The 13,449-nt window shown below is 37.0% G+C and carries 14 protein-coding genes and 1 pseudogene; 6 read left to right on the top strand and 9 right to left on the bottom strand.

Going from position 1 to position 13,449, the window contains the following annotated elements; genetic code table 11:
- On the top strand, positions 1 to 491 hold a 491-nt coding region (locus IV88_RS04305; protein WP_157059325.1), incomplete at its 5' end, for an IS30 family transposase.
- Here the strand turns inward: IV88_RS04305 and IV88_RS09190 are convergent.
- The gene (locus IV88_RS09190; RefSeq protein WP_157059324.1) at positions 488 to 643 is read right to left on the bottom strand and encodes a hypothetical protein; all 156 of its coding nucleotides are present in this window, start codon (positions 641 to 643) and stop codon (positions 488 to 490) included. The genes IV88_RS04305 and IV88_RS09190 overlap by 4 nt on opposite strands.
- 14 nt (positions 644 to 657) lie before the next feature.
- A pseudogene (locus tag IV88_RS04300) lies at positions 658 to 1,355 on the bottom strand (ABC transporter ATP-binding protein).
- A 131-nt stretch (positions 1,356 to 1,486) separates the two neighbouring features.
- On the opposite strand from IV88_RS04300, the gene IV88_RS04295 reads away from it, so the two are divergent.
- Complete coding sequence (locus IV88_RS04295; RefSeq protein ID WP_057799132.1) at positions 1,487 to 2,092, top strand: TetR/AcrR family transcriptional regulator; 606 nt, start codon at positions 1,487 to 1,489, stop codon at positions 2,090 to 2,092.
- 89 nt (positions 2,093 to 2,181) lie between these two features.
- Here IV88_RS04295 and IV88_RS04290 read toward each other — a convergent pair whose 3' ends face one another.
- The 3 genes from IV88_RS04290 to IV88_RS04280 form a co-directional block, all read right to left on the bottom strand.
- On the bottom strand, positions 2,182 to 2,784 hold the full coding sequence (locus tag IV88_RS04290) for a hypothetical protein (RefSeq protein WP_057799130.1): 603 nt from the start codon (positions 2,782 to 2,784) through the stop codon (positions 2,182 to 2,184).
- 2 nt (positions 2,785 to 2,786) lie between these two features.
- On the bottom strand, positions 2,787 to 3,995 hold the full coding sequence (locus tag IV88_RS04285; RefSeq protein ID WP_236698601.1) for an MFS transporter: 1,209 nt from the start codon (positions 3,993 to 3,995) through the stop codon (positions 2,787 to 2,789).
- A 70-nt stretch (positions 3,996 to 4,065) separates the two neighbouring features.
- A complete protein-coding gene (locus tag IV88_RS04280; protein ID WP_057799137.1) occupies positions 4,066 to 4,446 on the bottom strand; it encodes an iron-sulfur cluster biosynthesis family protein in 381 nt (126 codons plus the stop codon).
- A 145-nt stretch (positions 4,447 to 4,591) separates the two neighbouring features.
- Between IV88_RS04280 and IV88_RS04275 the strand changes: the two genes are divergently transcribed.
- On the top strand, positions 4,592 to 5,110 hold the full coding sequence (locus tag IV88_RS04275; protein ID WP_057799126.1) for a GNAT family N-acetyltransferase: 519 nt from the start codon (positions 4,592 to 4,594) through the stop codon (positions 5,108 to 5,110).
- Here IV88_RS04275 and IV88_RS04270 read toward each other — a convergent pair.
- Entirely contained in the window at positions 5,107 to 5,952 is an 846-nt protein-coding gene (locus IV88_RS04270) for a ribonuclease H family protein (protein ID WP_057799123.1), read from the bottom strand. The genes IV88_RS04275 and IV88_RS04270 overlap by 4 nt on opposite strands.
- A gap of 203 nt (positions 5,953 to 6,155) precedes the next feature.
- A complete protein-coding gene (locus IV88_RS04265; RefSeq protein WP_057799121.1) occupies positions 6,156 to 7,466 on the bottom strand; it encodes an NCS2 family permease in 1,311 nt (436 codons plus the stop codon).
- Positions 7,467 to 7,685: 219 nt separating this feature from the next.
- Between IV88_RS04265 and IV88_RS04260 the strand changes: the two genes are divergently transcribed.
- Positions 7,686 to 8,639: a hypothetical protein gene (locus IV88_RS04260; RefSeq protein WP_057799120.1), complete on the top strand. Its 954-nt coding sequence runs from the start codon at positions 7,686 to 7,688 to the stop codon at positions 8,637 to 8,639.
- A gap of 183 nt (positions 8,640 to 8,822) precedes the next feature.
- Here the strand turns inward: IV88_RS04260 and IV88_RS04255 are convergent, their stop codons facing one another.
- On the bottom strand, positions 8,823 to 9,212 hold the full coding sequence (locus IV88_RS04255) for a hypothetical protein (RefSeq protein WP_147165234.1): 390 nt from the start codon (positions 9,210 to 9,212) through the stop codon (positions 8,823 to 8,825).
- Between the two features lie 136 nt (positions 9,213 to 9,348).
- Between IV88_RS04255 and IV88_RS04250 the strand changes: the two genes are divergently transcribed.
- Together IV88_RS04250 and IV88_RS04245 are read left to right on the top strand one after the other, a co-directional pair.
- Complete coding sequence (locus IV88_RS04250; RefSeq protein WP_057799115.1) at positions 9,349 to 9,879, top strand: PadR family transcriptional regulator; 531 nt, start codon at positions 9,349 to 9,351, stop codon at positions 9,877 to 9,879.
- A 4-nt stretch (positions 9,880 to 9,883) separates the two neighbouring features.
- A complete protein-coding gene (locus IV88_RS04245) occupies positions 9,884 to 11,455 on the top strand; it encodes an MFS transporter (protein ID WP_236698600.1) in 1,572 nt (523 codons plus the stop codon).
- Positions 11,456 to 11,485: 30 nt separating this feature from the next.
- Here the strand turns inward: IV88_RS04245 and IV88_RS04240 are convergent, their stop codons facing one another.
- Positions 11,486 to 13,399 (bottom strand): M13 family metallopeptidase, encoded by a 1,914-nt coding sequence (locus IV88_RS04240; RefSeq protein ID WP_057799113.1) that lies wholly within the window; start codon positions 13,397 to 13,399, stop codon positions 11,486 to 11,488.
- Positions 13,400 to 13,449 lie beyond the last annotated feature (50 nt).

Below are 13,449 nucleotides of genomic sequence, written 5' to 3'. Positions count from 1 at the left end.
AACGACCAAAATCTGTCAATCAGCGATTAGCTTTTGGTCATTGGGAAGTCGATACGGTACTTTCTAGCCGAGGTCAGTCACGAGCATGTTTGGTCACTTTTGTAGAACGTAAAACCCGGCTTCTATGGGCTATCAAAGCCCCTAATCGCACCGCCAAGGCCTTAAATGATACCTTTGGAAAGTTTATGGGGACCTTCGGTTCCCAAGTGAAATCTATAACTGTTGATCATGGTAAGGAGTTTACCGATTATCGATCCATAGAACAAGACTATCAGATTAAAGTTTATTTTTGTCACCCGTATTCACCATGGGAACGGGGATCCAATGAATATTTCAATCGACGGTTACGTTGGTTTTTCCCGAAAAAGACTAACTTTGACCAGATAACGACTGATGAAATCCTGGCAGCACTTGAGCTTATTAATCAACGACCATTAAAAATCCATCATCAACAGACTGCCATTGAAAGTTTCCGGGCTTGTTCGGATTAAACTTGTAATTTGCCAGTTTTCATATCTGGTCCAGTGACTTTTAAACCAACTAGTACAAAAACTGCCAACGAAATTAACGCTACCAAGGCCAGAAAACGACCGATTGAATGGGAGAATTCGCGACTAATATTTTTATTTAAAATTTTAGTCATTGCCGTTCCCCCTACTACTCAATTTCAGAAACAGGAACGGGATTATCATTATGATTATCTGATTTAACTCGACCATCACCAATTTCAATCACATGATCCGCCATCGGTTTAATCATGCCATTATGCGTCACAATGATGACATTCTTTTGCGTCTTATGAGAAAAGTCCTCAAGTAATTGCAAAATATTTTTACCGGTTTTATAGTCCAATACCCCAGTCGGTTCATCACATAGTAGCAATTGGGGATTCTTAGCCATCGCTCTCGCAATCGCCACACGTTGTTGTTCTCCTCCAGAAAGCTGAGCTGGAAAATTATTGATTCGTTTTTCTAATCCAACTTTTTTAAAGTATCCGCTGGATTCAAAGCATTTTTCACAATTTCTGAGGCCAATTCACCATTTTCCAGAGCCGTTAAATTTGGAACTAGATTGTAGAATTGAAAAACAAAACCAAGTCCAGTACGACGATATGTAGTGCGCTCTCGATCATTGTATTTACTGATATTTTTACCACTAACTAAAATATCTCCATGAGTGTTTGTGTCCATTCCACCAAGGATATTCAACAGCGTTGATTTACCAGCACCAGAGGCTCCAACAATAACAGTTAGTTCTCCTTGCTTAATCTTAAAATTGATCTGATCATTGGCCCGAACTTCGTTATCACCACTGCCATAAATTTTTGACATATCCTTCACTTCAATAAAATTCATTTTAATCTCCTTTTTCAAATCAACACTGTGTTGATTTTGCTTAATCTAGTGCCATAATAAAGAGGATCAGTAACCGAATCAATAATCAATCTAACTGAATGTGTTGATTTAAAAGTGAGGAGTACCAGCGTATGAAAGATAATATCAAGGTTGCAAGAACCTTAAATCAAATACAGATTGCAGTAATCGATCTGATCAATACAAAGGGACTATCTAAAATTACAGTCCGTGATATAACTTCAGCAGCGAAAATAAATCGAGGTACCTTTTATCTTCATTTCAAAGACAAGTTTGATTTAATCGATCAATATGAAGCTAATATTCTAGAAAAGCTCACTGAAACATTTAAAAAATATACCCCACTTCTACCTAGGTCAGAAAGTGAAATAGAGCAATTATCCTTGGAGGCTCTAACTTATTTAAACAGCGAAAGAAGATTATTAAGAGCTTTATTATCCGAAAATGGAGATCCAGTTTTCACCAATAAAATAAAGCATATGCTCCAATACGTATTACGTGAAACGCTCATTAAGCAAAAAGAATTAATGGTTAAAAAAAGCGCCATTCCTGCAAAATATGCACAGGAAATGGCGTTAGATAGTATTGTTGGTTTAGTAATTTTTTGGATTCTAGAAGACGAACCAGACTCTGTTAAAGAAGTAGCACAAATCATTACCAGAACAAGATTTATGGCACCAGTCGATTTGCTCGGATTAGCTATTAATTCAAAACGTTAATCTTATGAGTCTTACTGCATATTCCGAACATATCAGATAAATTAAAAATAGAAGTTAAACTAGAAATTCCAAGTCTAGTTTAGCTCCTATTATTTTTCTTCCTCGTAATCTACCGTATGGCTTTCCTTCAGAATCACAGAACGAAAAGCTGGAGATTTACGTGACATCCAGTAAGTGTATGAAGCACTGGAAATACCGGTTAAGGCCCAAATGTACCAGCTTCCTTGACAAGCATCCCCTAAGTGAACCCACGCAAACATGTCACTGATAATTTCCTTGAAGACTTCTCCCCAAATCTGGCTCCCATTCAAAGCTTCGTGGCCGAAGAAAAGTTCAAGTATGATCTGGATAAGCACAATGGCACCCCATCCTAAAAGATATCGACGACCGCCTTGGGAAGTAACCTGTTTTTTATAAATCGGTTGTTCACCTTGATCATTATCAATCCAATAAGTCGCAACTTTTTCAATTCGAACTCGAGATCCATTTGCTTGAAATCGACTAATTAAAATCGAGATAATCGCAATAATTGCTAACAGCACAAAATCCATCTGCGTCGCTTTGAAAACGGCTAAGAACTGATACAAAGCAAAAATTGGAATAATAATATATTCCAATCTTCCAACCGTTCCAAAACTAAATTGTTCCCGAATAAAATAAATAATGACTAATACTACAACAATTGTAGGCATGCTTAATCTCCATTACGATGTTCTTTTTTACCCATACGCCAGACGAGAATTAACCCGACCGTTACTAAAATACTCAATGCAAAGAAAGTTCCGTGATCCAACAAATCAGCCACAAATCCAAATACAAAGGCACTGATTGGGAACAGACTATCAAATACTAAGAACCAAATTGAAAAGACCCGTCCTAAATAGTCCGTGCTAACAATCTGTTGAACAATTGTCATCATTCGAATTCCGTACATTGATGAAAAGACACCAATTAAAAGTGCTGTAACTAGTAATAACGAGTAGTTCACCCAAAGGCCAGCTGCAAATGTCAGAATAGCTAATGCTGCCGCATCAACGTAGTTCTGATGAATTTTAGGATCACGTTTATCTAACGTCAACGCCAGAGCCCCAATTAAGCCACCAACCGCATAACAGGTTAGAACATAACTATAGAGCTTTTCGTTCCCGTTATAGTAGTGGTCAATTTCATATGGCAATAACAGACCATATCCAGCCGCAAAAGCTGCAAAGAATCCATCAAAAACAATTAAGCGAAATAAATCTGGCACTTTTTGAATATATCCTAAACCTTCTTTGAGACTTTCGAAGATTGGTAACCGATTTTTATTTTCCTTCTCTTCAGGTTGGTATGATAAGACAACCGTAAAAATAAATGAGAGTAAAAATGAAAATGCATTTACAACTAAGAAACTTCTAAAATCAATCCATTTCAAAGTAAGTAAGAAACCACCAAGAAGTGGTGCTAGGATTTGAGATACCATCGTAGCTGAATTAGCTAACGAATTAAATTTTGCTAATGAGCCTGGTGCAATCACTTCTGGAACAATCGCCTTAGCTGCTGGAAAATTAAATGCTAACCCAATATCCATAATCGTGGTTAATAACACTAACTGGTAAAAAATTGGCTCTTTCGCATCAATAGTCATTGCCGCTAAAATACAGGCAAGAAAACTAATCACATCTGCAATCAGCATGATATTTTTCCGATTATAGCGATCAACCAGTGGACCCGCAATCAAATCGCCAGCAACCAGAATCACACCACCAATTCCCTGTACAATTCCAAGAAGGGACGCGTGCCCAGTTGCCCGCACAATAAACCAATTCAATCCAAAAATAAAAAGTTCGTCACCCAATCTTGAGACAAAAGGACTCAAAAAGAGTGACCAACTAAATTTCTTTTGAACAATATTTGTATTCATACACATCCCCCACTTCCGCGTAATTTACTACATTCTACTCGAAAATATTTGAATGTGCTATCATCAATTACTACCTTGCGGGATTTTTCTTAACACCGTCGGGATCTGTAAAATCAATCAAGCCAACATTTGTATCAATAATCCCGCCATTTCCGCTTAATCTAAGGGTATCTTGCTGTTGATCAAACTTGAGTGACATGTGCTCATCCAAGTCATCAGCAGAGTAATCTTTAATCCAAACGTCACCTAGATTCGAGTCAATTTTCTGGTTATATTCATCCATTGGCATATCCTTACCAATTAAGTTAATTGAAAATTGAACTTGCATATGAATCATGGCATGTTGTGAATAAGGACCAACACCATCCTCAAAAGTTAATAAGATTTTTTTATCGTCACTTAACATTGGTTGTAATTTTGCAATTGCTGCCTCATCAAATTTTAGTTCCATATCAATCACTCCCATCTTTTTACCATCATCATAAACCGATTCATTAGAAAAAGTAACTAATATTATTCGAAAAACAGAAAACTCGATTTATATTTAAAATGACGCTAAAATACTACTAGATATTATTAAATTTAAAGAGGTCATTATGCAAAAATTTGAACTTTATCATCCTATATACACTGATCATTTTGTTTTAGACTGGTTGACCACATCTAAATTACGCGATGTTTACATGCTAAGAAATAATGCTGAAGTAGCTGCTGCCAGTGGGCGTGATTTAGATGACACCTTAGAAGAAACGACTGACTATGTTAACAATATGATGCGGCTTGTCATGAATAATCAATCGCTCATGTGGTCCGTTTCTGATAAAGAAAGTCATCAATTTTTGGGTACCTTCTGTATTTGGAATTTTAACGATGATAAGACCTCTGCTGAAGTTGGATTTGAAATTCTACCTGACCAACAGAATCACGGCATCATGCATGAAGTTTTAATTCGCATGATTTCATTTGCTTTTGATGAACTTGGACTAACCGATGTTCGAGGACTAACGCTTCCTAATAACGAAGTCTCACAACACCTATTAAAAAAAGCCGGTTTCCAATTGGAAGCCGACTCACCTAATCCCGATTATTTATCATTCCATATCCAAAGGGATTAATTATCAAACAATCCCATTTGCTTAAATGTTTCTTTGAGATCCTCCACAGACTTACTTGTTTCAGTTGGTGCGGGGGTCTTTTTTTCTGGTTGTTTAGTTTCTGAATGAACTTGTGGTTGAGATTGTTTTACTGTTTCAGTGTGACTATCTTGATTGGCAGCCATTTTATCCATAGTCTCATTTAACAACTCATCCACAAAGACATTGCCTTCGTTGCTAGCATGTCCCTTCGTCCATTTTAACTCCAAATGTTTAAACTGTCCTAATAACTGTTCTACTTCAATCCACAGTTCTTTATTGGCAACTACCTCACCATTTTTCTTGCGCCACTGATTTCGTTTCCAGCCTCGGAGCCAATGTTGATTGATGGCATCTAAAACGTACTTAGAATCTGAAACAACTAATACTGGTTCGTCCACACTAAAATGATCTCGAATCGCTTTTAAGCCTTCTAACAGCGCCATAATCTCCATTCGGTTATTAGTTGCACCCTTTTCACCATCAGAACCTGATATCTTTTGATTATGCCCCTGTAGTAAGAACGCCCAAGCAGCCAAATCAGTTCCTCGAACATGTCCCCCACGAACATTACCGGTATTCCGTGATCCACCATCTGTGTAAAGCACTGTTTGAACCAAGCTCTCATTAGTAGATGTTGGCGTACTTTTAGGTGTTGAACTTGCAGTAGTTTCGGTTAACCAATTTTCAGCCTCAGCTTTGGTACCAAAACTTTTATATTGGGCACCGGAAAAGCCATCCACTTGTGCCTTGGTCTCATCCCACGTATTAAATAAACCAGTTTGTTTACCTTTGCGAACAGCGTAAAACTTCTTTTTTGCCATGTAACTCTCCTAAAATCAGAGTGGAAAATAAGACGTTTTGATTCTGAGCATAGCATAGGAAATCGAATGATTCGCACTTGGAATCGTTTGGTTTTCGTAGCTAGACGGAAGAATCAGTCTTATTTTCCCGATTTAGACTATTTAAATTATAAAATAAAAAAACTAAGAGAGTCTTTCTCTTAGCTTCTATTATAAGTTAAAATCTAGTGGTTTAAAATGGCAAAGAATCCGATGAAGACGAAGAACAATCCGTACATCAATGGATGAACTTCTTTACCACGTTTTGCAGCAATCATTGTGATTGGGTACATGATAAATCCAAGTGCAATCCCATCAGAAATACTGTAAGTCAATGGCATTCCAATCATAATCAAGAAAGCAGGAATAGCGATTTCCAGTTTATCCCAACTAATTTGTTTTGTAGCTTGAGCCATCAATACCCCAACAATAATCAAAGCTGGTGCAGTAACTTGTGAAGTAACAACAACTAATAGTGGTGAGAAGAACATTCCTAAAATAAATAAGAATCCAGTTGTTACAACTGTAAATCCAGAACGACCACCAACAGCAATTCCGGCAGATGATTCAACAAAGGCACCAACAGGTGATGTTCCCAAAATTGAACCAGTTAACATAGCTGTTGAATCTGACATCAAAGCCTTACCAACCCGAGGCATTTTGTTGTCTTTCATGAAACCGGCCTGAGTAGCAAGTCCCACTAAAGTACCGGCTGTATCAAAGAAAGTAACCAATAAGAAAGTTAGAACAACGACCCATAATTGAACGGTATTGATATCACCGACATGCTTAACACCTTCTAAGAAAGTAGGTTTCAAACTTGGTGCGGCAGAGATGATACTTGAAGGCATATGAATCACACCTGCAAATAATCCAACAATTGTTGAACCAACCATTCCGATAAAGATTGCTCCCGGAACTTTTTTAACCATTAAGAAGGCTGTGAAAATTAAACCAAAAACTGTAATCCATGTTGATGCAACACTAAATGAACCTAACCCGATAATAGTGTCTTTATTAGCAACGATAATGCCACCTTCATGCAATCCAAGGAAAGCAACGAAGAGTCCAATTCCGGCTGAAATAGCATATTTCAAATCTGAAGGAATCGCATTAATAATTAGCTCACGTAATTTTAAAACAGTAATTAATAAGAAAATTAATGAAGCAACAAACACCCCTGCCAATGCTGTTTGCCATGGAATCTTCATTCCAATAACAACTGAATAAGCAAAGAACGCATTAATCCCCAGCGCAGGTGCTGAAGCAATTGGATAATTAGCTAGGATACCCATGATCATACAGCCAATTGCACTTGCCAAAGCTGTAGCCGTGAATACCGCACCCTTGTCCATCCCAGATGCTCCTAAAACATTCGGATTAACAAACATAATATAAACCATTGAAATGAACGTTGTTAAACCAGCCACCATTTCGGTTTTAAAATTGGTTTTTAATTCTTTAAAATGAAAATAGTTCGCAACTGCATTAGCCATTAAATAAATTCTCCCTTAATTAGTTCGTATAATCATATAAATCTCACAAGAACTAGTATAACCAATCTACATAAATTTGTAAATAACGAACTATACTTTTTTAAAATAAAATAAAGTTCGAATTTTACCACAAAAGTAATTACATTTAATATATTAGGCAAATGGTGTATACTAGTGGAATCTGACAAGGTGTCACATTTTAAATAAAGGACAATAATCATGAATAAAAAATTAATTGCTGGGATTTCCAGCGCTCTACTAGCACTCGTTTTAGCAGGTTGTGGTCAAAACAATTTAACAGCCGGAGCTAAAGTTAAAAAAGCTTCTGGAATGGTCGCACTAGTTAAAGGCCGCGTTAATAAAGATGCCAAGGTATCTTACAAAATTGATGATCAAAAAGCACAAGATACGAAAAATACAGACGGTTCTTATGTAATCGAAGTTCCTTCAACTACTAAAGACCAAAAAATTACTATTAATGCTAAGAACGGTAGCTCAAAAGAAAGTAAACAAGTTACCGTTAAGGCTGAAAAACGTCTTAGTTCATACTCAGATTTCAAAAATAAGTATAACCAAGCTATCGTCGGCATGAATATGTCTAAGGCTGACCAAGCTAAAGCACAAAGTCTCCAAAAAGAAGCTGCTGAAATGAAAAAGCAACCCAAAGTTGATCCTAAAAAGCTTCAAATGGAAATGGCCAAGATGCCAGCCGACAAACGCGCAGCCGAAATGAAGAAAATGCAAGCCATGAAACAAAAAGGTACTGAACTTAAAAAAGAAGGTCAACAACTTCAAGATTCAATGGACAAGATCAAGAAGGACAAAAAAGATGACCTTCTTCCTGATCACCCTGCTACTGGCGTTTCATATTTAGTAAAGAAATCCGATTACCAACTACGCGGAAATTACCAAAATGGTGATCTCATGGGTCTTACTGTAATTGCATCAAACTCAGCAATGAAACACAAAACTGGACAAAAAGATTTCGGAACAGCTTTTGGTATTTCAGCTAAAGCACTCGGTGCTGATCCTAAATCAGTGATGAAACAATTCAAGAAATTCAAAAAAGATGCCAAATCAGGCCAAACAACAATGAAGACAATCAAATCCAACGGTGTTAAATTCAACATTGGTGTGTCAGCATCTGATTTGTATATTTATGTGACAAAGTAAGGAAGTGCAAAACCTTCCACTTAGCTTTTGAGCATAGCATAGGAAAGAGCCTCATGAGTGATTTACTCATGGGGCTCTTTTCGTAGCTAAGCGGAGAAAGCTGGAAGGTTTTGCACGTTATCTGCAGTTAGAACATACTTTTAAAAAGGACCCAGCAAAATGCCAACCGCATCCCACCAAGTCCTACTTTCTATCCCTACTCCTCAAATAACTATCCAACCCAATCCGAACCAACAAGATAATCGGTCCTAAAAGCGCACTTAATATATAAAGTACAATTGCTGCACCAAAATTAATTTGATCCTGTCCCAATCGATATTGGGTCCCAGAAGTCACAACAGTTGGATTATCAGCCTTCTTCAAAGTATCCTCACTACCTTGAAAAGAAAAACTGGGGAAAATTCGATCATACTTCATCAACCAAAATTGTGAAATCCAAGAAATTAATAGCCATATTGTAAAGACTCCCCACTGAAAATGAAATACCATATTGCTGTCAGCATTGAAAAAATAAACCAGCAACCCAACAAAAATCGTTTGTAATATCATTCTAAAAATATATCGAGCCATCATATCTCCCCCCCAAAGGTTCAATTTAATAATTAAATTAAAATTAGAATATCATTATATAAAATTAATTTCAATTTTCTTTACAAATATATCAAACTGATATATTATATGCATCAGTTTGATATATGGAGATGAGTAAATGTACGAATTATTTATTCTAAGTGAACTTTTTGAGGAACCCAGCGATGGATATAAATTAAGAAGTATTTTACAAAAAATAGTTGGTAACGAACGTAAGATTAGCTTTGGAGTAATTTACCCACAGCTTGAACGCATGGAAAACAAAGGATTCATCGATGTTGAACTAGTTAACACCGATTCTAAAAGGCCTAAAAAGGTTAATCACATTACTGAATTAGGTAAAGCGAGATTTACTGAATTAATGGGAGCATCGGTCCCCTTAAATCAAAATGCTCAATTAACTTATGAAATTAAAATTGGAAGTTTTCACACTATTTCTTCCGAGCTTCAGCTTCAAGTAATGGAAGACTACATGCAATATTTAAATAATAAGATTCAAATTAATCAGGATAACATTGCAGAAATCAAACAAAAACCAACGATGTCAATCGGTGATAAGTCCGATACTGTTGAAATCATTGAATTGCGTCAAGTTCAAAATCAAGCTGCTTTAAAATGGGCACAACAAAAAATAAATCAAATGAGATGATAATATGGAACAACAAATGAAACCAAATACAAATAACAAAAAATGGTGGGTTTTAGTCGCAGTATGTTTAGGTGTTTTCATGTCACTACTAGATGTCACCGTCGTAAACGTGGCACTCCCATCAATTCAAAAGGATTTCGGAGCATCATTTTCCAACCTTCAATGGATTATTAATGCCTATACTCTTGTCTACGCTGTGATGTTATTACTAGTTTCAAAACTAGGCGACATCTGGGGACGGAAATTCATGTTTGAGGTTACTCTATCAATCTTTACTCTTGGATCTCTAGCTTGTAGTATGACTACCGGTATTTGGGGATTAATCATTTTCCGTGGAATTCAAGCAATTGGTGGTTCAGGCTTAATGAGTTTATCAATGAGCATTGTAGCCTCCACCTTTACTGATAAATCACGTGGATTAGCTCTTGGAATATGGGGTAGTGTTGCTGGTTTATCGACTGCTCTTGGTCCTCTGGTTGGTGGAATTCTAGTTCAAGCATTTAGCTGGCGTGCAATTTTCATAGTTAACGTACCAATCGGTATTCTTGCATTTATCATGGCTGCTATTTTTATCGCCGAAAGTCCTAAAATTAAAAATGGTCGAATCGATTTATTAGGTATGATCATTTCAACCGTAATGGTCTTCTGTCTTGTATTCGGTTTGATTCAAAAAGAAAGTCACTATGATTACACTTGGTTTAACTGGCACGTATCTACTCTTATTATTAGTGGAATTGTTTTACTGATTGGATTTATTCTACTTGAGCTTCATCTCAAGAATCCAATGATTGATCTACACATTTTCACTAGCCGTGGTTTCATTGGAGCTTGTGTATCATCCTTTGCTTTAGGTGGCAGTCTTTACGCCTTCTACACTTATTTAACAATTTTAATGCAAAATTATATGCAGTATACCGCTCTTCAAACTGGACTTCGTCAACTTTTAATTAGTGTCTTCTCACTTGTATTAGGTCCTGTTGCTGGTATGTTAAGTGGCAAAATCAAACCCAAATATATGATTAGTGGTAGTTTGATTCTTGCCGGAATCGGAATGATTTCAATTCGTTTGATGCTCGGATTTAGTGGGACTTGGGAGGTACTCATCCCCGCCTTCATTATGTTCGGAATTTCAAACGCTCTAATCAATCCTTCGATTTCCAATGCAGCTGTTAGTTCGGTTGAACCACGTCACATCGGAATGGCTTCAGGTGTTGTAAATGTCTTCCGTCAATTTGGCTCTAGCTTTGGTGTTGTATTCTTAGGGTTGGCTCTTACAAGCTCTTACCACAGCCATATCACTAGTGGATTAAGCAGTATTAAAGGATTACCTTCTGCTGCATTAACCGGTTTATCGAAAGGATTATTTGCAGCCGGGCCATTCTCTGGCCTTGCAGTTCTCAACAGTCCAAGAGCAATGCAATTACATCACTTACCTGTTTTTGATGCAGTTCAAACAGCAGTAATTCACGCATACTACTTTGGTATGCAAAATGTCGTAATCACATCCGCTTCATTATTTATTATTTCTGGAATTGCATGTTTCTTCTTATTCGAAAACAAAAAAGAGCTTAACTGAGAATAATCTCAGTTAAGCTCTTTTTGCTTACTACCAGATTTGAACACGATCCTCTGGCTTCTTGTACATTCCATCACCTTCATGAACATCGAAGGTTTGATAGAATTCTTCAAAATTTTGTACTTGAACATTGGCACGTAACTTGGCGGGTGAATGAACATCAATTGATAACAATAGTTGCTCACGCTCCTTTGTAGCCTTGGTGCGCCAAATAGTTGCCCAGTTTGTAAAGAAGGCTCTTAAGTCAGCATCAGATGTTGCTTTAGTTGCTTCAAGAGCACAGCTCAAGCCACCATCATCCGCAACATTTTCTGTCACAACTAATTTGCCATTCACTTTACCACCAGCAAATGGCAAACCATCAAACTCTTTTACCATTGCTTCAGAAAGTTCGTGGAAATGATTCAAGTCATCTTCTGTCCACCAGTTATCCAAGTTACCTAATTCATCAAATAAGGCTCCATTTGGATCAAAAGCATGTGAAATTTCATGAGCAATAACTGCTCCGATTCCACCGTAATTTTGACTAGCTGATTGTTTTAAGCTGTAGAATGGTGCTTGTAAAATAGCTGCTGGGAAACAGATTAAGTTTCCTTCAGGTGAATAGTAGGCATTCACAGTATCAGCACTCATATGCCATTCACTGCGATCAACTTCCTTACCAAACTTAGCTAAATTATCTTCTAAGAAAATAGTTGAGAATGCTTGGACGTTTTCAACTAAGCTGCCATTTTCTTCAGCGGTTTTAGTCTTCAATTTCTTATAAACTGGTTTAAGTTGATCAGGATAACCTACTAAAATTTGTAAGGCGTTTAATTTCTTAATAGCCTTATCCTTAGTAGCTTGACCTAACCAATCATTGTTAGCTAAACGACGTTCATAAACCTTGATCATTGAAACAACCATGTCATGAACATCTTGCTTAGCCTCTTCGCCAAAGTATTTGTGACCATAGAACTCACCGACTACTTGGCTGAATGTGCTCCGTGAAAGATAGAAAGCACTCTTTTCTTGAGGCATTGCTTCTTTTTGACCAGAAAGTGCACGATTATATGTGCCACCCAATTGACGCATTTCTTCACTTAAGTATGGTGCAAGTGAACGAACTAAATCAACTAACATCCAGCTCTTAATGTCTTCAAAGTTATCGGCAGTAACTAGTTCGTTGTAGTGTTCATAAAACTTAGGTTCCGTAACAATAATTTGATCTGGAACAGTGCCAATCAAATCTTTGATTAAACTTGTTACATCGATTTCTTTAATTGATTTTGCAAAGTCACTAAATGATTGTGGATTATATAATTTCGCAACATCACTCAACTCTTCTGAGTTTTTACGGAATGGAGCTAAACTAGCATCAAACCGTTTAGCACCTTCCATGATGGTGTGAGCTTCTTCAGCTGTCTTACCCACTTTTTGTAATAGCTCTTCAACCATTTGACTCAAAACTGCCATTAACTGTGGTCCAGCGGGATTATCTTTATCGTAATATGTCTTGTCTGGAAGAAATAAACTAACGCCACCAGCCCAGAGGACATTTAACTTCTTACCTTCATGACCCTTCAAATCAGGCTCAACACCTAAATCTACGGGTAGTTCAATGCCGTTCATCACTAAATCCTTGGCATTAGCATTAATATCAGCAAAACTGTGTAAGTTTTCAATTTTATCCAAATATGGTTTTAACGGTGCGACCCCATCAGCATCCCGTTTCTTAAAATCAGCAGCTAAATTATAGAACTTTATAAATTCAGCCAATTCTGAAGTATTAGGTTCAACCTTGCCATCACGCATTTCAGCAAAGTCTTTCATTAATTGTTTATCACCATCATCAACTAAATCCATAAATCCACCAGTTGATGAATGATCCGCTGGAATTTCAGCTTGTTCAATCCATTCGCCATTAATTGCATCATAGAAATCATCTTTTAAACTACTTGCCATTTATATCCCACCTTCAATAATTATTAGTGCCATTATACACTTTAACTCGC

The sequence above is a fragment of the Pediococcus argentinicus genome, from assembly GCF_001437605.1.
In the GTDB taxonomy this organism is placed as follows: domain Bacteria; phylum Bacillota; class Bacilli; order Lactobacillales; family Lactobacillaceae; genus Pediococcus; species Pediococcus argentinicus.
Note: the sequence above shows the minus strand (reverse complement) of the source record. Positions and strands in the feature narration are given on the sequence as shown.

What these genes read in the sequence shown, in the direction of transcription:
- IV88_RS09190 (WP_157059324.1), bottom strand. Translation starts at nt 643, where the DNA reads ATGACTAAAATTTTAAATAAAAATATTAGTCGCGAATTCTCCCATTCA.
- IV88_RS04295 (WP_057799132.1), top strand. Translation starts at nt 1,487, where the DNA reads ATGAAAGATAATATCAAGGTTGCAAGAACCTTAAATCAAATACAGATT.
- IV88_RS04290 (WP_057799130.1), bottom strand. Translation starts at nt 2,784, where the DNA reads ATGCCTACAATTGTTGTAGTATTAGTCATTATTTATTTTATTCGGGAA.
- IV88_RS04285 (WP_236698601.1), bottom strand. Translation starts at nt 3,995, where the DNA reads ATGAATACAAATATTGTTCAAAAGAAATTTAGTTGGTCACTCTTTTTG.
- IV88_RS04280 (WP_057799137.1), bottom strand. Translation starts at nt 4,446, where the DNA reads ATGGAACTAAAATTTGATGAGGCAGCAATTGCAAAATTACAACCAATG.
- IV88_RS04275 (WP_057799126.1), top strand. Translation starts at nt 4,592, where the DNA reads ATGCAAAAATTTGAACTTTATCATCCTATATACACTGATCATTTTGTT.
- IV88_RS04270 (WP_057799123.1), bottom strand. Translation starts at nt 5,952, where the DNA reads ATGGCAAAAAAGAAGTTTTACGCTGTTCGCAAAGGTAAACAAACTGGT.
- IV88_RS04265 (WP_057799121.1), bottom strand. Translation starts at nt 7,466, where the DNA reads ATGGCTAATGCAGTTGCGAACTATTTTCATTTTAAAGAATTAAAAACC.
- IV88_RS04260 (WP_057799120.1), top strand. Translation starts at nt 7,686, where the DNA reads ATGAATAAAAAATTAATTGCTGGGATTTCCAGCGCTCTACTAGCACTC.
- IV88_RS04255 (WP_147165234.1), bottom strand. Translation starts at nt 9,212, where the DNA reads ATGATGGCTCGATATATTTTTAGAATGATATTACAAACGATTTTTGTT.
- IV88_RS04250 (WP_057799115.1), top strand. Translation starts at nt 9,349, where the DNA reads ATGTACGAATTATTTATTCTAAGTGAACTTTTTGAGGAACCCAGCGAT.
- IV88_RS04245 (WP_236698600.1), top strand. Translation starts at nt 9,884, where the DNA reads ATGGAACAACAAATGAAACCAAATACAAATAACAAAAAATGGTGGGTT.
- IV88_RS04240 (WP_057799113.1), bottom strand. Translation starts at nt 13,399, where the DNA reads ATGGCAAGTAGTTTAAAAGATGATTTCTATGATGCAATTAATGGCGAA.